This is a genomic window from Erythrobacter sp. SCSIO 43205, assembly GCF_019904235.1.
Classification (GTDB): domain Bacteria; phylum Pseudomonadota; class Alphaproteobacteria; order Sphingomonadales; family Sphingomonadaceae; genus Erythrobacter.
This window is the reverse complement of the sequence record NZ_CP063202.1, coordinates 2578731-2603015: the sequence shown is the minus strand read 5'-3', so window position 1 is coordinate 2603015 and position 24285 is coordinate 2578731. Positions and strand designations below refer to the sequence as shown.

The 24285-nt window shown below is 58.1% G+C and carries 27 protein-coding genes and 1 other RNA gene; 13 read left to right on the top strand and 15 right to left on the bottom strand.

Translation table 11 applies throughout. The features are described 5' to 3' along the window. Nucleotides 1–24: 24 nt before the first annotated feature. From INR77_RS12400 to INR77_RS12375, 6 genes are read right to left on the bottom strand one after another with little or no spacing between them, the layout of a single operon-like run. A complete protein-coding gene (locus INR77_RS12400) occupies nucleotides 25–807 on the bottom strand; it encodes an SDR family oxidoreductase (protein WP_223071342.1) in 783 nt (260 codons plus the stop codon). After that, nucleotides 804–1385: an NUDIX hydrolase gene (locus INR77_RS12395; RefSeq protein ID WP_223071341.1), complete on the bottom strand. Its 582-nt coding sequence runs from the start codon at nucleotides 1383–1385 to the stop codon at nucleotides 804–806. Before INR77_RS12395 ends, INR77_RS12400 begins: the two co-directional genes overlap by 4 nt. Before the next feature lie 14 nt (nucleotides 1386–1399). Further along, complete coding sequence (locus INR77_RS12390; RefSeq protein WP_223071340.1) at nucleotides 1400–2074, bottom strand: TPM domain-containing protein; 675 nt, start codon at nucleotides 2072–2074, stop codon at nucleotides 1400–1402. 3 nt (nucleotides 2075–2077) lie between these two features. Beyond that, entirely contained in the window at nucleotides 2078–2941 is an 864-nt protein-coding gene (locus INR77_RS12385; protein ID WP_223071339.1) for a YgcG family protein, read from the bottom strand. Continuing rightward, a complete protein-coding gene (locus tag INR77_RS12380) occupies nucleotides 2938–3474 on the bottom strand; it encodes a YgcG family protein (RefSeq protein WP_255573775.1) in 537 nt (178 codons plus the stop codon). The genes INR77_RS12385 and INR77_RS12380 overlap by 4 nt, the downstream gene beginning before the upstream one ends. Before the next feature lie 2 nt (nucleotides 3475–3476). After that, nucleotides 3477–4079, bottom strand: coding sequence for a LemA family protein (locus INR77_RS12375; RefSeq protein ID WP_223071338.1), 603 nt, complete (start codon nucleotides 4077–4079; stop codon nucleotides 3477–3479). Between the two features lie 180 nt (nucleotides 4080–4259). Here INR77_RS12375 and mscL (INR77_RS12370) point away from each other — a divergent pair, with 180 nt between their 5' ends. From mscL (INR77_RS12370) to INR77_RS12355, 4 genes are all read left to right on the top strand, one after another. Continuing rightward, a complete protein-coding gene (mscL, locus tag INR77_RS12370; RefSeq protein ID WP_223071337.1) occupies nucleotides 4260–4697 on the top strand; it encodes a large conductance mechanosensitive channel protein MscL in 438 nt (145 codons plus the stop codon). A 100-nt stretch (nucleotides 4698–4797) separates the two neighbouring features. Next, nucleotides 4798–5313 carry a large conductance mechanosensitive channel protein MscL gene (mscL, locus tag INR77_RS12365; protein ID WP_223071336.1) on the top strand — a complete coding sequence of 172 codons (516 nt, stop codon included), beginning with the start codon at nucleotides 4798–4800 and terminating at the stop codon, nucleotides 5311–5313. Nucleotides 5314–5326: 13 nt separating this feature from the next. Next, nucleotides 5327–5668: a transfer-messenger RNA gene (ssrA, locus tag INR77_RS12360) on the top strand. Between the two features lie 56 nt (nucleotides 5669–5724). Further along, nucleotides 5725–6456 (top strand): hypothetical protein, encoded by a 732-nt coding sequence (locus INR77_RS12355; protein WP_223071335.1) that lies wholly within the window; start codon nucleotides 5725–5727, stop codon nucleotides 6454–6456. Nucleotides 6457–6459: 3 nt separating this feature from the next. Here INR77_RS12355 and INR77_RS12350 read toward each other — a convergent pair whose 3' ends face one another. Both INR77_RS12350 and INR77_RS12345 read right to left on the bottom strand, forming a co-directional pair. After that, on the bottom strand, nucleotides 6460–6726 hold the full coding sequence (locus INR77_RS12350; protein WP_223071334.1) for a hypothetical protein: 267 nt from the start codon (nucleotides 6724–6726) through the stop codon (nucleotides 6460–6462). Between the two features lie 151 nt (nucleotides 6727–6877). Continuing rightward, entirely contained in the window at nucleotides 6878–8131 is a 1254-nt protein-coding gene (locus tag INR77_RS12345; RefSeq protein WP_223071333.1) for an N-succinylarginine dihydrolase, read from the bottom strand. A gap of 76 nt (nucleotides 8132–8207) precedes the next feature. On the opposite strand from INR77_RS12345, the gene INR77_RS12340 reads away from it, so the two are divergent. Then, nucleotides 8208–9104, top strand: a complete 897-nt coding sequence (locus tag INR77_RS12340; RefSeq protein WP_223071332.1) for a bifunctional 2-polyprenyl-6-hydroxyphenol methylase/3-demethylubiquinol 3-O-methyltransferase UbiG — start codon at nucleotides 8208–8210, stop codon at nucleotides 9102–9104. Here INR77_RS12340 and INR77_RS12335 read toward each other — a convergent pair. Together INR77_RS12335 and INR77_RS12330 are read right to left on the bottom strand one after the other, a co-directional pair. Continuing rightward, the gene (locus INR77_RS12335) at nucleotides 9101–10117 is read right to left on the bottom strand and encodes an arginine N-succinyltransferase (RefSeq protein ID WP_223071331.1); all 1017 of its coding nucleotides are present in this window, start codon (nucleotides 10115–10117) and stop codon (nucleotides 9101–9103) included. The genes INR77_RS12340 and INR77_RS12335 overlap by 4 nt on opposite strands. Continuing rightward, nucleotides 10114–11307, bottom strand: coding sequence for a hydrolase (locus INR77_RS12330; protein WP_223071330.1), 1194 nt, complete (start codon nucleotides 11305–11307; stop codon nucleotides 10114–10116). The genes INR77_RS12335 and INR77_RS12330 overlap by 4 nt, the downstream gene beginning before the upstream one ends. A 138-nt stretch (nucleotides 11308–11445) precedes the next feature. On the opposite strand from INR77_RS12330, the gene INR77_RS12325 reads away from it, so the two are divergent. The 3 genes from INR77_RS12325 (at nucleotide 11446) to INR77_RS12315 (ending at nucleotide 14521) form a co-directional block, all read left to right on the top strand. After that, nucleotides 11446–13542: a malate synthase G gene (locus INR77_RS12325; RefSeq protein ID WP_223071329.1), complete on the top strand. Its 2097-nt coding sequence runs from the start codon at nucleotides 11446–11448 to the stop codon at nucleotides 13540–13542. An 89-nt stretch (nucleotides 13543–13631) separates the two neighbouring features. Then, entirely contained in the window at nucleotides 13632–14159 is a 528-nt protein-coding gene (locus INR77_RS12320; protein ID WP_223071328.1) for a hypothetical protein, read from the top strand. Then, nucleotides 14156–14521: a hypothetical protein gene (locus INR77_RS12315; protein WP_223071327.1), complete on the top strand. Its 366-nt coding sequence runs from the start codon at nucleotides 14156–14158 to the stop codon at nucleotides 14519–14521. Before INR77_RS12320 ends, INR77_RS12315 begins: the two co-directional genes overlap by 4 nt. Before the next feature lie 12 nt (nucleotides 14522–14533). Here INR77_RS12315 and INR77_RS12310 read toward each other — a convergent pair whose 3' ends face one another. The 5 genes from INR77_RS12310 to INR77_RS12290 form a co-directional block, all read right to left on the bottom strand. After that, entirely contained in the window at nucleotides 14534–15103 is a 570-nt protein-coding gene (locus INR77_RS12310) for a hypothetical protein (protein WP_223071326.1), read from the bottom strand. 50 nt (nucleotides 15104–15153) lie between these two features. After that, nucleotides 15154–15984 carry a 16S rRNA (adenine(1518)-N(6)/adenine(1519)-N(6))-dimethyltransferase RsmA gene (gene rsmA / locus INR77_RS12305; RefSeq protein WP_223071325.1) on the bottom strand — a complete coding sequence of 277 codons (831 nt, stop codon included), beginning with the start codon at nucleotides 15982–15984 and terminating at the stop codon, nucleotides 15154–15156. Further along, complete coding sequence (gene pdxA, locus INR77_RS12300) at nucleotides 15985–16986, bottom strand: 4-hydroxythreonine-4-phosphate dehydrogenase PdxA (RefSeq protein WP_223071324.1); 1002 nt, start codon at nucleotides 16984–16986, stop codon at nucleotides 15985–15987. Nucleotides 16987–17001: 15 nt separating this feature from the next. Next, nucleotides 17002–18360 carry a peptidylprolyl isomerase gene (locus tag INR77_RS12295; protein ID WP_223071323.1) on the bottom strand — a complete coding sequence of 453 codons (1359 nt, stop codon included), beginning with the start codon at nucleotides 18358–18360 and terminating at the stop codon, nucleotides 17002–17004. A gap of 241 nt (nucleotides 18361–18601) precedes the next feature. Next, the gene (locus INR77_RS12290; RefSeq protein WP_255573774.1) at nucleotides 18602–20851 is read right to left on the bottom strand and encodes an LPS-assembly protein LptD; all 2250 of its coding nucleotides are present in this window, start codon (nucleotides 20849–20851) and stop codon (nucleotides 18602–18604) included. A 143-nt stretch (nucleotides 20852–20994) separates the two neighbouring features. Here INR77_RS12290 and INR77_RS12285 point away from each other — a divergent pair, with 143 nt between their 5' ends. From INR77_RS12285 to ndk, 5 genes are all read left to right on the top strand, one after another. Continuing rightward, entirely contained in the window at nucleotides 20995–22452 is a 1458-nt protein-coding gene (locus tag INR77_RS12285; RefSeq protein WP_223071322.1) for a leucyl aminopeptidase, read from the top strand. Nucleotides 22453–22492: 40 nt separating this feature from the next. Beyond that, a complete protein-coding gene (locus tag INR77_RS12280; RefSeq protein ID WP_223071321.1) occupies nucleotides 22493–22642 on the top strand; it encodes a DUF2256 domain-containing protein in 150 nt (49 codons plus the stop codon). A 128-nt stretch (nucleotides 22643–22770) separates the two neighbouring features. Beyond that, on the top strand, nucleotides 22771–23205 hold the full coding sequence (locus tag INR77_RS12275) for a DNA polymerase III subunit chi (RefSeq protein WP_223071320.1): 435 nt from the start codon (nucleotides 22771–22773) through the stop codon (nucleotides 23203–23205). A 22-nt stretch (nucleotides 23206–23227) separates the two neighbouring features. Then, on the top strand, nucleotides 23228–23734 hold the full coding sequence (locus INR77_RS12270) for a hypothetical protein (RefSeq protein ID WP_223071319.1): 507 nt from the start codon (nucleotides 23228–23230) through the stop codon (nucleotides 23732–23734). 118 nt (nucleotides 23735–23852) lie between these two features. Then, nucleotides 23853–24275 (top strand): nucleoside-diphosphate kinase, encoded by a 423-nt coding sequence (gene ndk, locus INR77_RS12265; protein WP_223071318.1) that lies wholly within the window; start codon nucleotides 23853–23855, stop codon nucleotides 24273–24275. The last annotated feature ends 10 nt before the right edge of the window (nucleotides 24276–24285 follow it).

The window sequence follows — 24285 nt, the reverse complement described above, 5'->3', positions numbered from 1 at the left end:
GACACCGGACCTATAGCAGTCCAATCACATCGCCGAAATACCGCCATCCAGTTTCAGCTCTGCGCCGGTCATGAAACGGCTTTCATCGCTCGCAAGATAGACCACCGCACTCGCAATATCATTGGGTTCGCCCACGAACTTCAGCGGGATTTGCCGTGCGAGTTTCTCCAACAGAACGTCTTTGTCGAGCTGAGCCGATTTGGCCGTTCCATCAAGGATCGGTGTATCGACAAAGGTCGGGTGGATCGAGTTGCAGCGAATATCCATGTTTTTCTTCGCACAGTGGAGCGCGATGGATTTGGACAGCATCCAAACGGCCGCTTTCGACGCGTTATAAGCGGGCATGGTGTCGCTTGCGATGAGCCCTGCGATGCTTGAGATATTGATGATCGAGCCCGGCGCGTGTTCGCGCATCAGGGGCAGGGCCTTTTGACAGCCGTGAAAAATGCTGTCGACATTGACAGAAAAGCAGCGCTGCCAATCGCCAAAGTCGCAATCTTCGATGTTGCCCGGAACACCAATCCCAGCGTTGTTGACGAGCACATTGAGCCCGCCGATTTCCTCGCGCGCGGTATCGACCGCCCGCTCCCATTGCTCGGGGTCAGTCACATCGTGAGCAATGCCATGCGCATGGCCAACGCCGCATTCTGAATTGATGCGCGCCGCAGTATCCTCGGCTCCCTGACCGTTGATATCAGTGCAAAGCACGCGCGCGCCTTCTCTTGCAAGCAACGTCGCGTGCGCTGCGCCAAGTCCCTGGGCAGCGCCAGTAACGAGGGCCAATTTTCCTTCGCAGCGTTTTTTCATTTCAATTTCTCTCCCAGATATTCCGGCGTTAGCAGCATCGCGATGCGCACATCGACGCCGTGGCCCGCTTCGCGCCATTTGGCAACAAAATCAGACAGTTTGTCTAATGCCACGCGGTGTACGGTGATATTCTCGTCCGGCAATCCGCCGCCGTCGCTGACCTTTTCAAGCTTGCTCGCACGAAGCAGAGTGAAACATTCGGACACCATGCCGGGAGAGGAGTAAAACTCGCCCAGCACTTCCAATTTGCCCGCTTTATAGCCGGTTTCTTCTTCCAGTTCGCGAGCGGCGGCATCGGTCGCTAGCTCGCCCTCTGCGCCATCATCATCGCCAACAAGGCCAGCGGGGATTTCGAGGCAAAAGCGGCTCAAGGGTACGCGGTATTGGCTCACCAAAATTACGTGGCGTTTGCCGTCTGCATCTTCGTCAATTGCGATGATTGCGGCGGCTTTGATTCCGCGCGTGCGCCCGACATATTCCCAGCGGCCGCGCGTTTTGGCGGCGATGAATTTGCCCTCCCACCGGATTTCCTCCGGCAGGTCGGCGTCTGCGTCTCTTGTATAATTTGAATGGCTCATATGAGCCACGTGGCTTAGACCTCAATCAAGCGGTCGGGCAACTCGTTTTCGTCATTCTCGCCGCGCGGGAAATGCTCAGCAAGGATAAAACCAACGTCGCGCACCCCTGCGGCCATGCCTTCGGCCACTTGGCCCTTGCGGATGCGCACGATCATATCGCCCATCGCCTCGCCCCAAACCTCGGGATTGACCTTCTCCGCGATGCTGTCGTCGGCGACGATCTCCGCGCGGTGTTCGCGCATGGAAAGGTAGATGAGCACGCCCGTTGCGCCCGCTGTGCGCCGTTCTGCGCCCACTTTGAAGTGCTTGATCGCCTGTTCATGCGCGCGCGCTGTTTTGACAGGATTGGGGATCATGAAGAACTTCAAGGGCTGCCATTGCTGCGCGCCCAGAGCGATAAGGAATGTAAGAAGCCCCAAGCCGATCGTCATGCTGGCAAGCTCGCCCGTGGTCCACTCATGGCTCCACCCGCCGATAAGAGCGTCCCAGAGGTCAAGGAAGGGTGAGGGGAAGGCTGCAAACAGGCTCATCACGGTGAAGCTGAGGCCGAGGGCCCACCAGAGCGCGACATCAGTATAACCATCGGAGCGGTCGGCCAGAACGGTTACGATCTCGCCGGAGGTGGAGAGTTCCGCCTCTTTGACTGCGTTTGAGACAATCTTGTGCTGATCTTCATTCAGATAGGCCATGGCTTACCAGCCTCCTGAGGCGCCGCCGCCCCCAAATGAGCCGCCACCTCCGGAAAAGCCGCCGCCAAAGCCGCCTCCACCGCCGCCCCAGCTTGATCCGCCACCGCCGCCGCTCATAGCACCGCGAGCGATAGCTGAGCCGATTTCCCACAGGATGATATTGCCGACCACGCCCATTCCGTCGTCGTCATCATCATCGTCGCGGCGCTTGCCCCACGGCCCTTTGCCCTTGGAGCGATACTTCCGCCTGCGCCGACTACCCCTGATGATAGGCAGCACGAAGAAGAAGAACATGAAGCCGATCCAGATAAGGAAACCAAACGGGAAGCCGCCGTCGCTTTGGCGGGTTTCGCTCGCCTCTTGCGCCACGCGCGCGGCCTCTTCTGGCGGAAGCATCAATTGCGAGATGATCGCATCGGTCCCGGCAGCAATCCCGCCCGGCATATCGCCATCGCGAAAGCGTGGTAGGATTTCGTTCTGGATGATCAATGAGGACAGCGCATCGGTGAGATAGCCTTCAAGGCCATAGCCCACCTCAATGCGCACCTTGCGGTCATTGGGCGCCACGATCAGCAGCGCGCCATCATTCCGCTCTGCATCGCCAAGCTCCCATTCGCGCCCGAGTTGATAGCCATAGTCGGCGATCTCATACCCTTGAAGGTCGGGCACAGTTGTGACGACCAACTGACGCTGGGACTGCGTTTCAAGCGCTTCGAGCTTAGCGGTGAGCTGAGCCTCAACATCAGCAGGGATGATGTCAGCGGTATCAACCACACGGCCCGTGAGCGCGGGAAATTCCGGCTGGGCGAGGGCCGGAGACGCGATGAGCGCGATCAGCGCAGCAAAGAGGAGCGCGAGACGCTTCATGCAGCTTCTTTCAATTCATAGGGCGTGACTTCAGCGATGAGGCCATCGACGCCTGCGTCAATACCTGCCTCGTAGTCGCTATCCCTGAAACTTGGGAGGATAGCTGTGCGGATGATGTGCGCGGCCTCTTCGTCCTTTACGCTCGCTTCTAGGCCAAGACCAACCTCAATCCGGACCTTGCGCTCATTTGGTGCGACCAGCAGCAACAAGCCGTCCTTGCGCTCTGCACTACCTAGGCCCCACGCGTTTGCGAGATCGAACGAATAGTCTTCAATCTCGTGGCCCTTCAGGTCCGGAGTGGTTGCCACCACGAGCTGCACAAGCGTCCTTTCTTCAAGCTCTTCCAATTTGTCGGTGAGCGCGGTTTCGTAGTCGGGCGAGAGGATATCCGCCGCGTCCACAACTCGCCCGGTTAGTTCCAATGCAGGGGACGCGCCTACTGCCTCATCGCCTGCTGGGGCACTCTCCACACTTGCTGAGCAAGCCGCGAGGGCAAGCGCAGCCATGCCGATGAACTCCCCACCAAGCTTCATGCTTAGTTCGACGTCATATCAAGCGTCGGGGCAACCTCGGCGCCTTCGGTAACAGCGCTATAGGGTGCCAGCGGCTCTGCGCCGTGGATGATGTTTGCACCGATCGTATCGGGGAAGGTGCGGATCGTGGTGTTATATTTGCGCACCGCCTCATTGTAGTCGCGAATGGCGACGGCGATGCGGTTTTCCGTGCCTTCCAGCTGACTTTGCAGCGCGAGGAAGTTCTGGTTCGATTGAATTTGCGGGTAAGCTTCAAAGCTTGCCAGAAGGCGGCCAAGCCCCGCGCCAAGCTGGCTTTGAGCCGCAGCAAATTCTTCCATTGCCGCCTCATCACCAAGGTTATCGGCGGAAATCTGGACGCTGGTTGCCTTGGCCCGCGCCTCAGTCACTTCGGTAAGGATGGCGCGCTCGTTCTCAGCCGCGCCTTGTGCCACTTCGGCAAGGTTGGGGATGAGGTTGGCACGGCGTTGGAATTGCGCTTCAACATCGGCCCATTTCGCCTTGGCTTCTTCCTCGGCCGTGGGGACGGAGTTGATACCGCAAGCGGCCAGCGTCAATGAAATGGCGGCAACGACAAAACCGCGCCCGAATGTCCGAAAATTCATGGGTTTCCCTTCCAAACAACTGCGTCAGCCAGCACGCCTCAGCAGCGAAAATCATGTGTATTGCCCATGTAGGGCACCTGTGCATTCGTTTCAAGTTATGCAAAGACTTGTTACGCGCTCGTTGCAACACGGGTGTTGCCAGTAAGAGGCAGCGTTCACAAACGTAAAATGGGGATCACAATGTTAAACGAGTTCAAGGAATTCATTGCCAAGGGCAATGTCATGGAACTGGCCGTCGCGGTCATTATCGCGGGCGCTTTTGGGACAATCGTCGCTTCGCTCACTGGCGATGTGATCATGCCGATTGTAGGATACATCTTTGGCGGTGCGGATTTCTCCTCGCAATTCATCCTCTTGTCCGCACCAGAAGGCTATGAAGGCTCGTTGACCGACTATGCCGCATTGAAAGAAGCGGGCGCAGCGATGATCGGTTACGGCGCGCTGATCACTACGATCATCAATTTCATTATTCTGGCTTTCATCATCTTCTTGCTGGTGCGTTATGCCAACAAGGTGAAGGCCGCGATGGAAAAGCCTGAAGAGCCCGCAGAAGACGCGCCCGCAGGCCCTAGCGAGATCGACTTGCTGATCGAAATTCGAGACGCTTTGAAAAAGTAAGCACGCATCGCCCCGTCATTTGAGCCGGGGGCAACAAAAAAGGGAACTCTCTGCTTGCGATATCAGTTTGAAACAGAATATCGGAAGCAGGAGAACTCCTTTGAATTTCATCGCAGAATTTCGCAAATTCATTGCGCGCGGCAATGTGCTCGATCTGGCTATCGGGGTCGTGATTGGGGCGGCCTTTGGTAAGATCGTCACCTCCTTGACCGAAAGCATCATCATGCCGCTGATCGGGTGGATTTTCGGGGATGTCGATTTCTCGAATTATTTCATTCAATTGGGCGCGGTTCCTGAAGGATATTCGGGCAGCCTCACCAATTACGCCGAGCTTAAAGAAGCGGGCGTCGCCATGCTCGGCTACGGCGATTTTCTGACGCAGCTTGTCAATTTCTTGATCGTCGCCGGGGCTCTGTTCCTGCTTTTGAAGACAGTGAACCGGGTGATTGACGAAATGCAGGAAAAGCAGGGCGAGTCAGAGGATAGCACCAAACAAGAAGACATTCCCACCGACCCGCAACTCGACGTGCTGAAGAAAATCCTCGCCGAAATGCGCGGGGAGGGGACAGGCGGTGCTCCAAACTCTGGCCCAAACGCCGCTCCGGTTTCGGGCTGAGGCGATCACGCGCTCACTTCACATTAATGCACGCATCCCTATATAGGGCGTGTCGGGCAACCGACTATGGCGATAAATTGCTGCGTGCAATAGGTACAACGGACCCGGGGGCAGTACCCGGCGGCTCCACCATAAACCGCTGATTTCAGCGCTTTTTGACGGGGCCGAACTAGGATCGACGTGGACTGAAAAGCGTAGTTTTTGCCCGGGCTGAAAACCCCGTAAAACTGTTCATCTTTATAAGTGCAAACGATAACGAAGCACTCGCAATCGCTGCGTAACCTGACGGCCTAACGGCCTGATCTTACAAAGCCTATGCGCGGTTGGACCCACCGGGCAACAGAAGCGGATTCCGGGGCTCCGGGGGTAGCTAGCAACAGAAACCCCCACCATTTTTAGGAGAGGAAACCCGTGCTCAAACCCCTCTTGTTTGTCGCTGCTACCTCGGCCTTCATGCTCCTTGCACCTGCATCCGCCAAAGCGGAGAGCTATCAGCAATATCTCGACCGTCTGCGTGACATCTGCTCGGTCGATTGCCTTGAGCCGCGCCGGTTCCAGATCGCAGCGCGCAAACGCTCCAGCGATGCATCAGGCGACATGGCGCTGATCATGGATGTCGCCGAAGTGCGTGCGGTTGGCGACAAGTTTGAGCTTCACAATATCGTCGCGGATTCCTCCGCTCTGGTTGAGCTGGAGCTGTTTGCCTCTGCTGGCATAGACACAAGCTTTGGTTCAGGCGTGGGCGGACGCACCCGCAACCGCGTGGCCGGGCGCAGTCCGGAAGTGGTAGTGATCGAGCTCGACAAAGCGACTTTTACCGACATCCTCAACACCAAGGACCTGCTCGCTCCGAAAATCGGGACCGAGGCGCAAGAGGCTGGCGATGGCAAAGGGATCCTCGTTGAACGCGACGGTGAGGTTGAGCAGATCGAGGCAACCCTGCCGCGCCTGCGCTCCTATTTCCGCAATCGCCGGGTCGTCGTGCGTGGGCAGCCGCGCCTCACCCCCGTTTTTGTCGGCGCGCGGCTTGATCGTCGGCGCAAGCAAGTGACGCTTGTGGTCGACAATGCAGAGGATATTGCGCTGCTGCCTGAATATGACGAAAACGGTGAAGCGGTGATCGTCGATCCGCTTAGCAAGTAGGCGTCACTTGCCCGTACCGCTCTCTTTTGCGGCCAGCTGCGCTTTCAATTCCTCAAGCTCTTTTTTCGTCTTGAGCGAATCCAGAATGGCCGCGCCGCCCATCATCACAGCGAGGCACGCGGCGAGGAAGAGCGCTTCACGCCAATAGGGCGGAAAGGTTTCCAGATAGACCATGCCGCGGTTGGTCGCCCCCAAAGCAAGCGCGTAAATGATCGCGAACGCTTCAAAGCGGTTCTTGATCACAAACAGTCGCGCGAACTTGGTCAGCATAGTTACTCCTCAGTGCCCTCATTTATCAGCAAGCCTCGTGCCAAGGGCGCAAAGCTGGGGCTTCCAAAGGTTAATGACGCAAGCAGTGTAAACCCACCCGACAAGGCGGCGCAATTGCGTTAACTGTCTTTCGCGATGAGCTGAGGGAAAACTAAGCAAGAACCCCTAAGTCGAGGGCGTCGAGCAGTGCCACCCGCGCCTTGATGACCGTCTTGGCAAGCGCTTCATCGCCAATGTCAGCGGGATCAATCTGTTCGGGCCAATGCTCGGCGATGACCTTCTCCATTTGGTCGGCTTTCGCTTCATCCAAAAGGAAACGCGGATCGACCGTTGCCGGATCGCACACCACGCGAAGGCGAAGGCACGCAGGGCCGCCGCCATTGGCCATCGATTGGCGCACATCAACGGGCACGACTTCGCGGATGGGACCGTTGGACGCCATCATCTCTTCGCAATAGGCCCAGACAGATGCGCTCTCGCGACATTCTTCGGGGACGATAAGGTTCATCGACCCATCGGGCAGGGTGATAAGCTGCGCGTTGAAAAGGTAAGTGCGGATCGCCTCAGCCATTGTGACCTTGGCCGATGGCACTTCGACCACTTCCAGCGCGGGGAATTTGGCGCGGATCGCTTCGTATGCGCCTTGCTGGTTGGCGAAGGCTTCTTCATGGGTGAAGAGCACCCGCTCGTTCACCACGCTTACCACATCATTGTGGAACGCCCCCGCTTCAATCGCGGCAGGGTTTTGTTCGATGAAGACGCATTTGTCGGGATTAAGGCCGTGCGAGCGAGCGACAAGTCGGCTGGCTTGCTCATGCTGGCGCGCGGGGAACTTGCCGCCGGGTCTGCCGTAGACGAAGAGCTCTACGCCGGGTGCGCCATGGCTCTCGCAAAAGCGCCCGTGGTTCGCCGCGCCCTCATCGCCAAAGGTTGGCGGGACGGCATTGTGAACGGTGAAGTGGTCCTTATTACCAAAGGCAATGTCGAGCTGAGCCTTGGTGTCGCGCCATTCCTGCGCGCGGTGGAGCATGGTGATCAGGTTCGCCGGGGTCAGGTGGCATTTGCCATCGGCGGTGTCGGGAGCGGGAGAGACGGTCGCGGCATTGGCGGTCCACATACTGGACGCTGACCAAGGGGCTGCACGCAAGGCGGCTGCTTCGGTACCGTCAAAGCAAAGCGCGTCCTGAAGGGCGCGATTGGGGCGGGGCAGCGGTAGCAGAAATCCCTGCACGCCGAGCGCGTTCAAATTCCGTCGCATCTTCGCCATCCCTTGAAGCGCGGCTGCGCGCGGGTAGGAAGGATCGCCTTTGTGGCTAGCGCTCGCGATATTGCCAAGGCTTAGCCCTGCGTAATTGTGACTGGGGCCGACAAGACCGTCAAAATTGATTTCTACAAGCGAAGTCATATGCGCCAAACGTCCTTTCTAACCTTGGGGCGAGCCTTAAATCACCGTTAGGACAAGTCCACTATAAACGCCCGCTATGGCCAGCCAAACCTTCGATCTGCGGACCCGTATCTGCACCGCGCTGTCAAAGCGTCTGATGTCGCCGCCTGAGGCGAAGATGGCAGACGTGGAGGAATATGGTGAGTGGCGCGATGCCTCACTCACGAGAAGCTGGCGCCATTTCAGCGATGATGAGCTTGTCGGCAGGGACGTGCTCGATTTCGGATGCGGGGCGGGGCAGCTGAGCTTTTTCCTCGCTGACAAAGGCATCGCGAAATCAATCACCGGAGTTGATATTGACCTCGCCGCGCTGGAGTGTGCCAAGGCGAGACTTGAGCAAGAGGGGCAGGGACCAACACCGCTCCGATTTATCGAAGGGGATGTCCAAGGACTCCCGCTTGAGGCCGAAAGCGTCGATCTCATTGCGGCTTTCGATTGCCTTGAACACGTGATGGACCCGCAAAGCATCCTTTGCGATTGGAGCCGCGTGCTGCGACCGGGCGGGCGCGTCCTCATTGAATGGTTTCCTTTCAAGGGACCATGGGGTCCGCATATGGAGGCGCTTATCCCGCTGCCCTGGGCGCACGTGCTCTTTGGTGAAAAAGCGATGTTCCGCACCGCGGCTGCAATTTACGATAACCCGGACTTTGTCCCGCGTCACTGGGATTTGAACCCGGACGGGACGAAGAAGCCCAACAAATGGACGCAGTGGGAAAGCTTTGCCGAACAAGCCTATGTCAACGGGCTCGATATTGCAGATTTCCGCAAAATGGTCGCTTACGCTGGTCTTGAGATCGCGCGGCTGGAGCGGTCCGGCTTTGGCTATTCTGGCGTGAAGAAAGCGATTGGCGATGCGCTAATGGCTCTGCCGGTGCTGGGCGAATATGCGACCAGTTTCACCGTTATCGCGCTGGAAAAACCTCGAAAGCCTTAGCGCGCAACGCTCCATACCGTGTCGCCTTCGGCAACATCCAATGTGTCTGCGGCTGCTGCATCAATCGCGATCCCGCCATCCTCGTCCAGAACACGTGCGCCATAGCATGAGCGGAAGTTGGACAGTGTACCCGTCGCCAGAATAGCGCGCTCACCTTCGGCGACGTCCATGTTCGTCACTGTGGCTGCAACGCTGTCTTTAACGCTTGTTACCTGATCGGTGCGCGCGGTCATTGTCGGGCCGCCATCGAAAATGTCGATGTAACCTTCGTAAGCGAAGCCCTCATTTTCCAGCATCTTCATCGCTGCACGTCCCGACAGATGCGGCACGCCAATCACCTTGCGCGCTTCTTCGGCGAGCATGGCGACATAAACAGGGTGCTTGGGCATCAAGTCAGCGATGAATTGATTGCCGTTGATCGCATTGAAATAATCTGCCTCGTTAAAGCTCATCCCGAAAAAGCGCCCAGCGACATTATCCCAAAAAGGGCTGTCGCCCCGCTCGTCGATGATGCCGCGAAGCTCTGCGAGGACGCGGTCGGCAAACCGTTTTCGGTGCATCGCGATGAAGAGATAGCGGCTGCGCGCAAGCAGAAGCCCGTGACCGCCCGCGCGTTCATTGGGGTGAAGGAACAGCCCGCCGACCTCGCTCGACCCCTCAAGATCGGTGACGAGATTGAGCATTTCGGTGCGAACCGTGCGGTCGAGTTCCTGACTGTATTGGGTGAGGGTGTTGAGGCGGTACGAGTAGAACGGCCATTGCTGGCCCACCATGGTCATCAACTGACACGTGCCGCGCACCGAACCTGATTTCGTGTCTTCAAGGACCAGCACGAACTGTTCATCGACAAGCTCATCGCCGGTATTCTCAAACGCTTTGACCGCACCGGTCAGCTTCGCTGTCAACGCATTGCGATCAGCGGGCAGGTTTGTGAAACCGCCGCCGGTAAGCTTTGCCATCTCATACAAATGCTCAAGATCGGAAAGGCGCGCAGGCCGCAGTCGAAAGCTCAAGAAAGTGCCCCTTCATCAAGTCGCCCGATCACCCGTGCAGACAGAGCGGCGCGTTCGGCCAGACTGTCGGTGATCATAAATTCCTCCGGGGAATGGATAGAGCCCCCGCGAACGCCCATGGTGTCCACGACCGGAACCCCGCAAGCGGCGATATTGTTGCCATCGCACACGCCGCCTGTCGACTTCCATTTGATTGTTTGACCCAGTTCTTCCCCGCATTCGCGCACAAGGTCGAAGAGTTTTTGCGCTTTGTCATCAACGGGCTTTGGCGGGCGGCTGACCCCGCCGTGGATATGGGTGGAAACCTCGTGGGCTCTCTCAATTTGCGCAACCAACTCCTTAAGATCGCGCTCGAATTTTTCTCCCGCTTCGATTGACTGCGGACGGATGTTAAAGCGCAGAATCGCGTGGTCGGGCACGACATTGTTGGCGCTTCCGCCCTCAATCTTGGCAGGGTTTACCGAGATATCGGGGCAGTGCATGGCCTTCAATTTCACCGCCAGGTCTGCCGCGGCAACGATAGCATTGCGCCCATCATCGGGATTGCGTCCAGCGTGCGCCGATTGCCCGGTAATAATCACCGAATAATTCCCAGAGCCGCCGCGAGCGTGGGCCAATGTCCCATCGGGAAGCGCGGCTGGTTCATAGGTAAGCGCCGCGAGTTTGCCGCGCGCCAACTCTGCGATCAGATCGGCGCTTGCAAGCGAGCCTGTCTCCTCATCTGAATTGAGCAGCACATCATAGCCAAGCGAGCCCGATCCAGCGCCGCGCTCAAACGCCATCAGCGCGTGGAGCATCACCGCGATTCCGCCCTTCATATCCGCAACCCCGGGCCCGCCTAAAACGCCATCTTCAAGCCAGGTCACATCCTGAAAGAAATAGTCCTTGGGAAAGACGGTATCCATATGTCCGGTAAGCAGGATGCGGCGATTGGCCGTGGGGCGAACGCGCAGGACCATGTGCTTGCCGTGGGGCTTTTCGACCTCTTCGCCCGCCGTGTTGACCACGGTGACAGGCGCAGGCTCGACATATTCAATCTCGCCCGGAAGCGCGGAAAAAGCCTCAGCCAAAACGTCAATCTGCCGCGCGAGGCCATCGAGATTGGCGGTTCCGGTGTTGATTTTGGACCAAGCAATCACTTGAGCCAGCATTGCGTCCTGATCGAAATCGGCAGGGGTAATTGGTTTCATAAGAAACCGTCTAGGCCGCGCCCCTGTAACTATCAAGGGCACGGGGCAAAGGTGGGATTGCAATCTGTGGCGAGCTTCGCCATAGGGCGCTCACGTCCTCCTCCCCAGGATCAGTTTGACTGCATCTCGAGGACACATATGCACAATTATACCACCCGCGCTGGTCTTTCTGTGGACGCTCCACTTGCCGAGCTTCTCGAAACCCAAGTTCTTGCGCCTTTGGGCCGGGATGTAGATGCATTCTGGCAAGGGTTCGCTGACCTTCTCGCGACCTATGCGCCGCGCAATAAAGCGCTCCTCGAAAAACGTGACGACCTGCAAGCCAAGATTGACGCTTATCATATTGAGCGAGCAGGGAAGCCGCACGATGCAGACGAATATCAGGCGTTCCTGCGGGAAATTGGTTACCTCGTTCCAGAACCAGATGACTTTCAAATCGGCACGAAAAATGTCGATGTAGAGATCGCGACGATGGCGGGGCCGCAGTTGGTGGTTCCGATCCTCAACGCGCGCTTCCTCTTGAATGCGGCCAATGCGCGCTGGGGTAGCCTTTATGACGCGTTCTATGGGACCGATGCCCTCGATGCGCCAGCGGCTCGTCCCGGTGGTTATGACGAAGAGCGCGGCGCGGCAGTGATCGCGCGCGGGCGGCAGTTCTTGGACGAAGCGCTCCCGCTGGTGGACCAAAGCTGGGCTGACATCGCTGACGAGCATGACGGTAAACTTCAGGACGAAAGCCAATGGGTAGGCCACACCGAAAAGGGTCTGCTGTTCCAGAACAACGGCCTCCACATCGAAGTGGTGTTTGATCGGGAAAGCCCCATCGGCAAAACCGACAAAGCTGGCATTGCCGACATCAACCTTGAAGCGGCGCTCACCACGATTGCCGATTGCGAAGATTCTGTCGCAGCGGTCGATGGCGAGGACAAGCTGCTCGCTTACACCAATTGGCTTGGCATTATTCGCGGCGATCTGGAGGAGAGCTTCGATAAAGGCGGCAAAACTCTGACCCGGAAGCTGAACGGCAATAAGACTTACAAGGACGGCTCAGGCAATGAGCACACCCTTTCCGGTCGCAGCCTGATGTTCGTGCGCAACGTCGGTCATTTGATGACTAACCCGGCGATCCTGCTTCCCGATGGAAGCGAAGTGCCCGAAGGCATTATGGATGCTGTTTTCACTAGCGCGATCAGTACTTTGGATGTCGAAGGTCACGCCAAATACGGCAACTCCAAACACGGTTCTATCTACATCGTGAAGCCCAAGATGCACGGGCCGGAAGAATGCGCCTTTACCAATGACCTTTTCAACGCGGTCGAAGACCTGCTGGGCCTCAACCGTCACACGATCAAAGTTGGCGTGATGGACGAAGAGCGCCGCACCTCTGCCAACCTTGCCGCGTGTATTGAGGCGGTGAAGGACCGGATTGTATTCATCAATACCGGCTTCCTCGACCGTACGGGCGATGAGATCCACACCTCGATGCGGGCCGGCCCGATGATGCGCAAAGGCGCGATGAAGGGATCGGACTGGCTTGGTGCCTACGAGGCGCGCAATGTCGCGATTGGCCTCAAGCACGGTCTTTCGGGCAAGGCGCAGATCGGTAAAGGAATGTGGGCCGCGCCTGACATGATGGCCGACATGATGGAACAGAAAATCGGCCACCTTCGCGCTGGTGCCAACACTGCATGGGTGCCATCACCCACCGCTGCAACGCTTCACGCGATCCACTATCATCGCGAGAACGTGTTCGACATTCAAAAGGATCTGCCAGAGCCCGCCGGGCTTGATGCGCTGCTCACGATTCCTCTCGCAGAGGGCACCAATTGGTCGGATGAAGAGCTTCGCGAAGAACTGGACAACAATTGCCAAGGTCTTCTTGGCTATGTTGTGCGCTGGGTCGATGCAGGGGTTGGCTGTTCCAAAGTGCCGGACATCAACGATGTTGGCCTGATGGAAGACCGCGCCACATTGCGCATTTCGTCTCAGCACCTCGCCAACTGGCTGCTCCACGGCGTTGTAACCGAAGAGCAAATCATGGACAGCCTTACCCGCATGGCGGCCAAGGTGGATGAGCAGAACGCCAATGATCCCACCTATCAACCGCTCATCGGCAATGAGGACGCCCCCGCTTTCCAGGCGGCCAAGGATTTGATCTTCAAAGGCGTGGAACAGCCCTCCGGCTACACCGAACCGCTGCTGCATGAGTGGCGCCAAGAAGCCAAGAAGCGTTGAAGAAGGCGGGGTAAACCGTTTCTCCACCATAAGCGATTACGGTGTGCGATGATTGCGGCGGGCGATCATCGGACACCGGAGGCGTGCACATGGGCGAGATTATCGAGCAGATATACCTGGCGTTTGTCGGCGCGCTCAGCATTACTTTTTTTGGCGGCATTGCCTTCTACATCATGAGCGCCAGCTATTCGCGCTGGCGTGAGTTTGAGCGGCATTACGGCGCGATGACACTGCCAAAGCCCTTGGCGAGACGGATGGCGGGAGCGGTTCGGCTTTCGCAGCCGGGCGCTCGCTGGGGGCATCTGTCGGGCGACCTTAAATCCTATCGTCATCCTCCCGTGCACGTTCGGGTGCACAAAGAGGGATTGAGCCTTGCAATGGTCCAGCCTTTCAAATTCGGCCATCGCGACCTGTTCCTGCCATTTGCCAAAATGACGGTGGAGCCTGCCGCCTGGGATATGCTGAGCAATGAATATGGCATTCAGATGGAAGATGTCGAAGGGATCGAAATTGTCATGTTTTCCAACATTATGCAGTGGGCAGCCCAGCATTCAGAGGTGCTCGACCTGATGCTCCAGCGCGCCGAAATGGTTCGCACCCTCGAAAAAGCGCGATGACCAAGGGTAAGCTTAAATTTTCGGTTGCGGCCCATGGCGCGCTGATTCTGCTTTCGCTCAGTCCGCTTGCGCCTTTGTTGGGAATGGTCGTCGCGCTCACCTTCGTCGCTCCAGTGCTGGCCCTGTTTGCGTTTGGGGGAGGCATCGCAGGTGGGTATGATGCCGACCTTTTTGTTACAGGGAGTTTTCTGGCGCTTGGCACTTTGGGTGCCTTCATTGCGCTATTCTTCCTCTATCGCGCAGCGGCAGATGCGGAAGGTGGAGAGCGCGACAGCGCCCGCACGATGGTGAGCCTCGCGATGAGTGTCCTTACCGCGCCGCTGGTGATGTATCTGTCATACAGGTCGCTCGGGATTGGTTGAAGCGCGCGGCCCCTAATGCTGCGCCTCGATATCGTCCCAATCGACGTCGAGGTCGTTCAAATCAAAATCGAAGCAGAAACCCATTTCGGCATCTTCCATTGCCTTGAGGCCTTCCATGCCTTCTTCAGCAAGCGTTTTGAGCTTCTCCAGTTCGCTCACCACTGCGCGGCTCATCATGGCAGCTTCGCTTGCCAGCTGTTCGATTGAAAGATCGCTGTCGAAGGTTGCGAAGGTCTTGAGCGTGACTTTGCACGAGCTGTCACTGGTTGGCTCGATCTCATGGGTTTCAACTGATTTGGCCAGTGCGAACAGCTGAGGCTCCATTGTGGAAATAAGCGCGTGTTTTTCGCCTTCAATCCGCTCGGTCACATGAAATTTGAAGACGGTTTCGAGGCCTTCGATGACCATCTCGAAGCGATCTTCGGTGCCTTCGACGCGCTTAACGATTGCTCCCGATTGCGCAGAGCGAAAGCGTGGGTTGGCCACATCGATCAAAGGGAACACATCAGCTGCAGGGCGGTCGATATCGATGTCAGCTGTGAACTCGATAGGGCCTTCGATCATATTGTTCGTTTCAATCATCGGTTCTTTCCGTAATGCCTTGGCAACGCCGATGGCTTAGTGGAAAACCCTTAACGTTGAGTGCCTAGCGCGCGTGCCAATTTCACGAACTCTTCAACACTTACCGTCTCTGCGCGGCGTGTGGGGTCGATACCGATTGCCTCCAGCGCTTCTAACGCGCCGGGCACGCCTTTAAGGCTCTGGCGCAGCATTTTGCGGCGCTGGCCAAAGGCGGCTTCGGTCAGACGTTCTAGCATTCTTGCAGAGACATCTTCAGGAGCCGCGCCGGGGGTCACATGGACAATTGCGCTCATCACTTTGGGCGGCGGGGTAAAGGCGCTGCGGTGGACTTTCATCGCTAGCTTGGCACTGCTTCGCCACTGAGCCAGTACCGCTAGGCGGCCATAGGCGGATGTGCCTGCGCTGGCGACGATGCGCTCGGCCACCTCGCGTTGGAACATGAGGGTGAGGGATTGCCATTGGGGTGACCATTCGTCACCCGACAGCCACCGCACGAAAAGAGCGGTCCCGACATTATAGGGCAGGTTGGAGAGCACGTGGAACGGCTCACCACGCATGATCTCACAGTGATCGAGCTTCATCGCATCGCCTTGAATGACGCTTAGCTGACCGGGAAAGGCGTCGGAGAGTTCCTCCAATGCTGGCAAGCAGCGCGCGTCCATTTCAATCGCCGTGACATTCGCCCCCGCTCTCAACAAAGCGCGGGTAAGGCCGCCGGGCCCGGGGCCCACTTCAAGGACACTCGCGCCTGACAGGTCGCCCGGAAGCGCCGCGATACGATCAAGCAATTGCTCATCCAGCAGAAAGTTCTGCCCCAACGCCTTGCTTGCTGAAAGGCCGTGGCGCGCGATGGTTTCGCGGATGGGGGGGAGGGTGGTCACTTAAAGCTTCGCCCGCGCTCTTGCCATTTCGCCCGCCATGCGGATCGCGGCAAGCATTGCCCCTGCGTTCGCCTCTCCCGTGCCCGCAATGTCGAAAGCGGTGCCATGGTCAGGCGAGGTGCGGATGATGGGCAGGCCCAGCGTCACATTGACGCCCTCGTCAAATTCCAGCGCCTTGATCGGAATGAGCGCCTGATCATGATACATACAGATCGCCGCATCAAAGCTTGGGCGGATGGGGGCGGTGAAAAGGGCATCGGCTGGCACAGGGCCAAACGCGCCGACGCCGCGCTCGCGCAGAGCCTCTATCGCGGGTTCGATCACGCTGGGCTCTTCGTCGCCAAATTTGCCGTCTTCGCCATTGTGCGGGTTGAGGCCGGAAATCGCGATGCGCGGAGTGGTAATGCCGAAATCACGCCTGAGCCCTGCATCAACAATGCCCGCCTTATGCTCGATCAACTCACGCGAGATCAGCCGTGGGACCTGAGACAAAGCGACGTGCACGGTGAGGGGCACTGTGCGCAAGGTGGGCCCTGCGAGCATCATCACCGCGTCTTCAGGTGCAAGACCGCACACGCTGGCAAGAAATTCGGTCTGGCCCGGAAAATCGAAGCCGACGCGCGCAAGCTGGCTTTTGCTGACAGGAGCGGTCACCACCCCGCTTGCCTGGTCGAGCAGCACGCAGCGCACGCTTTCTGCAAGCGAGTGCATTGCGAGCGCTGCGCCTTCGTCATTGGGCGCGCCGGGGGTGTAGCTGGCATCGGCTCCGGCAAGCACGGGCAAGCCTTCACTGAAAGCTTCACCCGCCTCGCAAGGCTCCCCAATCGTGATAATCGGAAATCTATGCCCGCGAGATTTGGCACACGCTTGAAGTACGTCAAAACCGCCGACCACGAAGAAGGCCCGCTCACCACTGCAAAGCGCGGCGTAGGCATCCAAGATTATCTCCGGTCCGATCCCGGCAGGATCACCTAGTGAAAGGGCAAGCGGCAGTGCTGTCACCTGCGCGCGCTGCCCTTAATTGTACTGAACGTATGCGTCGTTGCGCAGGTCGCGCAGGTAACGCTGAGCGCGCTTGTTGATGCGCTCTTCCTCAATTGAGTTCATCACCGACTGGAAGGTCGGCGCGCCGGCTTGCTGCGGGTCATCGCGTCCACACAGCATCAGCACCCGCACACCGTCATCAGCGGTTCCAAACGGGGGCGTTGCTTGCCCAACTTGCAAATTGAGCAGAATGTTCTGCAATTGATCGGGCAACTGGCGCACCTGAATTTCCGGGTTTGAAACAACCGAGGCACCAATAGCGCGCGCCACTTCATCCGCGTTCGAACAGCCGCGCATGGAGCGAACGGCTTCGCCAAATTGCTCGATCTGAGCGGTCGCTTCAGCTTCGCTGATACCCGGTGCAAGGTCGATGGAAATCTGTTTCAAGCTGAGCACTGCGTCGCGCGGATCGGCCATCAAGACCTGACGTTTGTCGATCAGATAGATGATGGTGTAGCCGCCGGGGATGGCGATGGGGCCGACCAATTGGCCCGGCTGCATCCCGCGCACCGCTTCGGCCATGGGGCCGGGCAGTGTGGCAAGGCGCAAGAAGTCCGTATCGCCGCCTGTCACCGCAGTCGAGGCTTCCGAAAACTGGCGCGCATAAGCGACAAAGCTGCCGCCTGCCTGCAATTGCTCGACAATGCGCTGCATATTCTGGATCACCGCCTCGCGGTTTTCATCGGTTGCGCTCATGTAAATTTCGCCGAGACGATATTCTTCGGTCCCGCGCGATGCTTCGAGCCGTTCGAGAATTCCGGTCACTTCTTCAGCGGCGACGTTTACGAACGGGCTGATGTTGCGGCGGATAAGATTGTCCCATGCAAGCTCGCCTTCGATCTGGCGTTTGAGCGCGTCGGGGGAGGAACCGATGGATTTGAGATAGGCGTCCATCCCTGCTGGATTGTCAGGGAAGTTTTGCGCGGCGAGTTGGTTATAGGTTTGCTCAACCTGCGCTTTCTCAATGCCGATTTCCTGAGCCTCTGCCGCCTGAATCTTGATCGTTTCATCGATCAGATTGCGCAAGACTTGCGCACGAAGGCGTTGCAATTCCTCGCCCGCAATCTCGTTATCGGACGCATTGGTGACGAGTGCCACGCGCTGGTCAATATCAGTGCCGGTGATGACATAGCCATTGACCATCGCGGTCGCGCTGCGTTCATTCGGGCTGTTGCTGCCAAGCAGGTTGATGTTGTCAGGCAGACCAAAAGGGTTGGTGGGCGCTTGCGCGGGGGGCGCTGGGCTCGCGTTTTGTGCCGAAAGCGGCGCTGCGACGGGCAGGCTTGTGGCGGCCATCGCCGCGACGCCAAGCGCCAGAAGAGAGCTGCGCATTGTAGAAAAAGCCTTCAAGGTCACCATGTTGATCCCGGTATCTCGCATCAAATTTCAATGTGTGTTTGCATAGGAGTGGGCCAATATGTCCCGCCAAGCCCGAGGCGTTGTCGAGGACGCCCGTCCATTGGCGCCTTTGCCATCTCGCCCCCTCCTACAAATCGCCAGCTTAACGCTGGCTGAGCGTGTTTGTCAGGCTCTTTAACGGCTTTTTTGTAAACTGCCAACGCGCCCGCGCTCTTTATCTGAAGCCCAGATTGCGCAAGGCAAAAAACAGGCGGAAAGAGTTACCCTGTTCGGCATCGCCAAAGGTGATGAAGTCGCGCCGCCAGGTTGCGCCAAACTCGATGCAATCATCGCGATAGGCAATGCCAAGCCGCGTGCGGATGGGTTCAAATCCGTCAGGTGCAAAGACCGGGTCTTCGTTTTCATTAGTGAGGTTGAACACGCCAGAGCCAAAGACTGACCAATTGCGTCCAATGGTCACACGCGCAGCCGCGCGCACCTCTTCCCGGTCGCTCAAATCTTCGACGGTTTGAATGTTCCGATTGAGCCGCAGATAGCCAATCTCGACATAGTTGCGCTGCGATCCGATGGTCGCGTCAATCTCGTTACGGCGCACCGCGAAATTGTCTTTATCGAGGCGGAAACGGTGGGTGAAGGAGACAAAGTTCTTATAGCGAACCTCGGTCCGGCCAACGAAGTCGGAGAAACGGTCCGACAAGCCTGTCCCATCGGGGAAAATCTCTTCCTCATTGGTAAGGCGATAGCTTTGCCCGATATTGGTTTTGACCCGCCAGCCGGGACGGTTCAATTCCCAGTCAAAGCCGTATGTGACCCGCGCGCCGTCTTCGACCCGGTCATAGCCGGAAAAGCGGTTGAGCGCGAAGAGATTGGAATCCTCAAGGTCGATTGCGCGCGCATCCTCGTTTGGCACGGCGAGATTGCGGATATTGGGGCTGGCGACGAATTGGACCCTTGGGGTGAGAACTTGCGTGCCGCCGAAAGCCTCACCCACAAATGGCCACTCGACATCGACAGCGGCGGTGGCAACGCCTCTGGTGGTCCAGCCTTCATTCCCGCGATAAACCTGGGTAAGGGTCGAGAGTGTATCCTCGGTGTTGTACACATCGCCGCGCACAAGGCCGGTTAGCGTCACCATCTGGCCAAGTCCGGTCAGCGTGCTCAAATCCCATTTGGCCCCGGCAAAAGCGCGCTGCGTGTCCTGTCCCTCGTCGCGGATCAGGGCGACGGTGTTAGCCTGAAATTCGACCGTGCCGCCCAACACTTCGCGCCCCAACCTCTGACGGTAATCAAGCGCAGGGACGGCGAGCGGGATCTGCCCCTGATCGGCCGCAATCCTCAGCGTTTGGGTCGCCCATCCGGCGAGGCTGAAATAGGAATTGTCGTCGATGCGCTCCAGATTGATTGTCGAGCGCAAACGGTCATCGCGGCTGATGTCATAACGGCGCAGGAAAGTGCGGTCAGAGGCAAGGCGGATCGAGCCCGTTAGGCTCCATTCCGGCGAGAAGATAAAGCGGCCATTGGCCGCAAGATAGCCGCGCGGATCGCTCTCGGTCGTGGGCGCAACGCCGAAATTAGCCACGCGCCGGCTGTTCGTCGCATAGCCCGTTATTTGATAAGCACCTTTTTCCGTAAAGTGGCGAAACTGGGCGCGCGCCATAGGCGCTGCGTCGGTATAGACATGAGTGCCAAGCGTCAGCTCTTTATTGTCCGCCATGCGCCAATAATATTCGCCTGACACCTCAAGCCCGTTGACCTGATCAAAACGGATGTTGGGGATGAGAAATCCGCTTTCCGCAGCGCCATCGGTGCGAAGCGCAAGGCCGGGCAGGGGGATCAGCCGAGCCCCGAACAGCTCCAGCATAGCGCCATCGAAGCGGATGCGGCTTTGTTCAGGGTCATAGCTTATGCGGCTTGCGGTGATGCGCCAGCTTGGGTCGCGCTCGCAACCTGCCTCATCAGTGACGGGGCAGGCGGAATAGGCCGCATCATTGAGCAATACGACACCATCTTCGCCGCGTTCAGCAGAGCGCGCAGCAAGTCGTCCGCCGGTGCGAAGGGCAAGCAGCAGATCGTCCATTTCGCCCGCTTCAAAGGCGTCGTTCAATTGCACCGTTTCGGTGAAAATCTGATTGCCTGAGCGATCGACGAAACGCACATTGCCGCGCGCAGTGATAGTCGCCGTGGTGCGGTCCCATTCGACCTCATCGGCGCGAACGCTGGCGTCCTTGTTGCGCAAGATCACATTGCCGCGCGCGGTGATGCGTTCCTGGCCCGAATCATAATCGACGCTGTCGGCCTCGAATGTGATCGGCTCGTCGCTTGCCACATCCTCGATGGGTGTTTCTTGCGGGCTGTCCGTCTGATCCTGCGCAGCCAGAGGGGCGCTGAGCGCGCAAAGGCTCAGCGTCGCCACACCTGTCGCGCGCCACAAAGGCTCCATCCTGACGCTGAAACTTGCCGCCATGGCTTGCCTATTGCACCGCTCACGCTTAATCGCAATCGGGTTTGGGGCGTGAGGAACTTTTGCCCACACTCAGCTGTTCATCAGCCGTGATCAATTTCGCAAATCACCCCGCCCTCTCAGAAGCTTAATCAGCCGGAGCAGTCATGCAAATCGAGTTTACCAACACCGCGCCTTCGCAGATCAACCTTACAGCGACAATCGTCAACAAGGGTGCGATGCCAGACGGGCTTGATACAGCTTTGGTCAAAGGAGCGGAAAGCTCGCGCTTCAAAGCCGCGCCGGGGCAGGTGTTCGAAGGTTTCACGGCGAGCGGCGATGCCTTTGCGCGCATCGCTTTGGTTGGCGCAGGAGAGAAAGGCGCAGACAATCGCCGCCTGAACCTTGAAAAGGCAGGCGGCGCAGTGATCGCTAAATATCTGCGCTCAGGCGAAGAGGCGCTGGTCCTTGATCTGTCGCAAGCGGATCTTTCGGCGGCAGACGCGGGCGCGGTTCTGCTGGGCGCGAAACTGCGCAGCTGGGCCTATGACAAATATCGCACCAAGCTTGCCAGCGACAAGCAAATCTCGCTGAAAACCGTTCACGTTGTCGGCGCACCCGAAGGCACAGACGCCGATTGGGAACGTCAGGCCGCGATTGCGCGCGGCGTTGAGTTTACGAAGAAGCTCGTGACTGAGCCTGCAAACATCGTTTACCCCGAGAGCTTCGTTGAGCTTTGTAAAGAAGCTTTCGAAGGTACGGGCGCACAGATCATCGTTCTTGGCGAGAAAGAAATGACCGAGCTTGGCATGGGCGCGCTGCTCGGCGTGGGACAAGGTTCACGCCGCGAATCCAAGCTGCTTGCGATCAAATGGAACGGCGGCAATGAAGGCGACAAGCCGAGCGTATTCGTCGGCAAAGGCGTAACCTTCGACACGGGCGGTATCTCGATCAAACCAGCACCCGGCATGGAAGATATGAAGTGGGACATGGGCGGCGCTGGCGCGGTTGCGGGCGGTATGCTCGCGCTCGTCTCGCGCAAGGCGAAAGCCAATGTCGTGGGCGTGATGGGATTGGTTGAGAATATGCCCGACGGCAACGCTCAGCGTCCCGGCGACGTGGTCACCAGCATGAGCGGCCAGACAATCGAAGTGCTCAACACCGATGCCGAAGGGCGTCTTGTGCTGTGCGATGCGCTTCACTGGGCACAGGAAGAGTTTGACCCCGCGCACGTGGTTGATTTTGCAACGCTTACCGGTGCGATGATGGTCGCGCTTGGCAATGAGCACGGCGGTCTGTTTGCCAATGACGATGCGCTTGCCGATGGCTTGCTTGCCGCTGGCAAAGCGACCGATGACAAGCTGTGGCGGATGCCGCTTGGGCCAGAGTATGACAAGCTCATCAACTCACCGATTGCAGACATGAAGAACATCGGTGGACGCTGGGCAGGCTCGATCACGGCGGCGCAATTCCTCCAGCGCTTCATTAAAAAGGGCGTGGCGTGGGCGCACTGCGACATCGCTGGCATGGTGTGGTCGGATAAGCCGGGCGCGACCCACGAGAAGGGCGCGACGGGTTACGGCGCGCGGCTGATCGATCAGTTTGTTGCGGACAACGCGGAATAACCACTCATGGCCTCAAGTAGCGAAGCGGTAGGCCAATAAAATGGCGCGGATGCGCAAGAAGAGAGACCTTCCGTCCAAGATCTGCCTCACTTGCGGGCTCCCATTCACATGGCGCAAGAAATGGGAGCGGGACTGGGACAATGTGAAGTATTGTTCCGAGCGGTGTAAGCGCTCCAAAAACAACGCCTAGGATTTTCCAACCCCCGACCCCGATACCTGCGCCCGCGAAGGCGGGGGCAAGCGGGAGGGGAGAGAGGGACGCAAACCAGTTCCCCATCCCGCTTGCGGGAGGGGTTAGGGGTGGGCTAACCAGACGCAATGAAAGTCGATTTCTGGCAACTCTCGCGCGATCCGGTTGAAAAGGTCGTTGCGCTCATCGCAGGGCGCGTGCTTGACGGTGGCGACCGCCTGCTCGTCGTCAGCAAATCCCCTGAACAACGTGAAGCCATTTCCAAGGCGCTTTGGAAGGCAGGCCCGGAGACTTTTCTTGCCAATGGCGAAGCGGGCGCTGCGGGGGCAGGGGATCAACCCATCCTCCTTTCTGACGCACCGAAGCCCACCAACAAAGCAAGTCACGTGATCTACGCCGACGGCGAATATCGCGAGGCGGATGGCTTTGCCCGCGCCTTCCTGTTGTTCGATGACGACACGGTTGAGGCCGCGCGCGGCACCTGGCGCTCGCTCGACGGCAAGGAACCGCTCGAACGATCATTTTTTCGGCAGGACGGCGGCAAATGGGTTAAGGTCGCTTGAGACACAAACTGGGGGATGATTGATGAGACTTATCACTGTAACGGCGCTCGCCAGCTCGCTTGCGCTTGCCGCTTGCGGTTCTGAAACCGAGGGCGAATTTACGACAGAAGACGGCGAAAGCGGCGAATACCGCATCGACCAGAGTTCAGGCGAAAGCTCAATGACGGTTGAAACCGAAGACGGCACCGTCAGCATGGTCACTAACAGCGATGCACCCACCAATCTGCCCGCAGGCTTCACCATGATCAGCGGGGCCCAAGTGCTCTCAAACACCATGATCGACGACGGCGAGACGAAGGGCAGCCTCACCACCTTTCGTAGCGAGAAGTCACCCGAAGAGATCGCGGCTCACTATCGCGAACAAGCCGAGGAAGCCGGGATTACGATCCAGATCGAAACCAATTTGAACGGCGGTAAGATGCTGGGCGGAGAGAATGAGGCCACTGGCACCACTTTTTCGGTCAGCGCCTATCCCGATGATGAAGGTGTTGTGACAGGCCAGCTGACGATCAGCGAAGAGCCGGGCTAACGCCCGCGGAGTAGCACACAACGCTTGAACTTGTGCGCCCGCGCGAGTAATGGCGCGCGAGCGAATTCTGGCGCACGCATTTCAAGTGCCCCTCTCTTCAAAACAAGGAATACATATCATGGCGGTCACCCGCACCTTTTCGATCATCAAGCCCGATGCCACCAAGCGCAACCTCACTGGCGCTGTCACCGCCAAGCTCGAAGAAGCTGGCCTTCGCGTTGTTGCATCCAAGCGCATCCACATGAGCCGCGAGCAGGCCGAAGGCTTCTACGCTGTGCACAAAGAGCGCCCCTTCTTCGGTGAACTCGTCGATTTCATGATCAGCGAGCCAGTGGTTGTTCAGGTTCTCGAAGGCGAAGACGCCGTCAAGCGCAACCGCGACGTGATGGGCGCAACCAACCCAGCCGAAGCTGAAGAAGGCACAATCCGCAAGGAATTTGCGCTGTCGATCGGTGAAAACTCGGTCCACGGTTCGGACAGCGAAGAAAACGCTGCGATTGAAATCGCTTACTTCTTCAACGACGACGAAATCGTCGGCTGAGCATTTACCA

Bases quoted from the DNA above. Each gene is read 5' to 3' on its own strand.
- INR77_RS12275 (WP_223071320.1), top strand. From the start codon at position 22,771: ATGAAAGTCGATTTCTGGCAACTCTCGCGCGATCCGGTTGAAAAGGTC.
- INR77_RS12385 (WP_223071339.1), bottom strand. From the start codon at position 2,941: ATGAAGCGTCTCGCGCTCCTCTTTGCTGCGCTGATCGCGCTCATCGCG.
- INR77_RS12350 (WP_223071334.1), bottom strand. From the start codon at position 6,726: ATGCTGACCAAGTTCGCGCGACTGTTTGTGATCAAGAACCGCTTTGAA.
- INR77_RS12295 (WP_223071323.1), bottom strand. From the start codon at position 18,360: ATGCGCAGCTCTCTTCTGGCGCTTGGCGTCGCGGCGATGGCCGCCACA.
- ndk (WP_223071318.1), top strand. From the start codon at position 23,853: ATGGCGGTCACCCGCACCTTTTCGATCATCAAGCCCGATGCCACCAAG.
- INR77_RS12310 (WP_223071326.1), bottom strand. From the start codon at position 15,103: ATGATTGAAACGAACAATATGATCGAAGGCCCTATCGAGTTCACAGCT.
- INR77_RS12400 (WP_223071342.1), bottom strand. From the start codon at position 807: ATGAAAAAACGCTGCGAAGGAAAATTGGCCCTCGTTACTGGCGCTGCC.
- INR77_RS12270 (WP_223071319.1), top strand. From the start codon at position 23,228: ATGAGACTTATCACTGTAACGGCGCTCGCCAGCTCGCTTGCGCTTGCC.
- INR77_RS12375 (WP_223071338.1), bottom strand. From the start codon at position 4,079: ATGAATTTTCGGACATTCGGGCGCGGTTTTGTCGTTGCCGCCATTTCA.
- INR77_RS12395 (WP_223071341.1), bottom strand. From the start codon at position 1,385: ATGAGCCATTCAAATTATACAAGAGACGCAGACGCCGACCTGCCGGAG.
- INR77_RS12380 (WP_255573775.1), bottom strand. From the start codon at position 3,474: ATGAAGCTTGGTGGGGAGTTCATCGGCATGGCTGCGCTTGCCCTCGCG.
- INR77_RS12280 (WP_223071321.1), top strand. From the start codon at position 22,493: ATGGCGCGGATGCGCAAGAAGAGAGACCTTCCGTCCAAGATCTGCCTC.
- INR77_RS12345 (WP_223071333.1), bottom strand. From the start codon at position 8,131: ATGACTTCGCTTGTAGAAATCAATTTTGACGGTCTTGTCGGCCCCAGT.
- INR77_RS12340 (WP_223071332.1), top strand. From the start codon at position 8,208: ATGGCCAGCCAAACCTTCGATCTGCGGACCCGTATCTGCACCGCGCTG.
- INR77_RS12320 (WP_223071328.1), top strand. From the start codon at position 13,632: ATGGGCGAGATTATCGAGCAGATATACCTGGCGTTTGTCGGCGCGCTC.
- INR77_RS12290 (WP_255573774.1), bottom strand. From the start codon at position 20,851: ATGGCGGCAAGTTTCAGCGTCAGGATGGAGCCTTTGTGGCGCGCGACA.
- INR77_RS12285 (WP_223071322.1), top strand. From the start codon at position 20,995: ATGCAAATCGAGTTTACCAACACCGCGCCTTCGCAGATCAACCTTACA.
- mscL (WP_223071337.1), top strand. From the start codon at position 4,260: ATGTTAAACGAGTTCAAGGAATTCATTGCCAAGGGCAATGTCATGGAA.
- INR77_RS12390 (WP_223071340.1), bottom strand. From the start codon at position 2,074: ATGGCCTATCTGAATGAAGATCAGCACAAGATTGTCTCAAACGCAGTC.
- INR77_RS12330 (WP_223071330.1), bottom strand. From the start codon at position 11,307: ATGAAACCAATTACCCCTGCCGATTTCGATCAGGACGCAATGCTGGCT.
- INR77_RS12325 (WP_223071329.1), top strand. From the start codon at position 11,446: ATGCACAATTATACCACCCGCGCTGGTCTTTCTGTGGACGCTCCACTT.
- INR77_RS12315 (WP_223071327.1), top strand. From the start codon at position 14,156: ATGACCAAGGGTAAGCTTAAATTTTCGGTTGCGGCCCATGGCGCGCTG.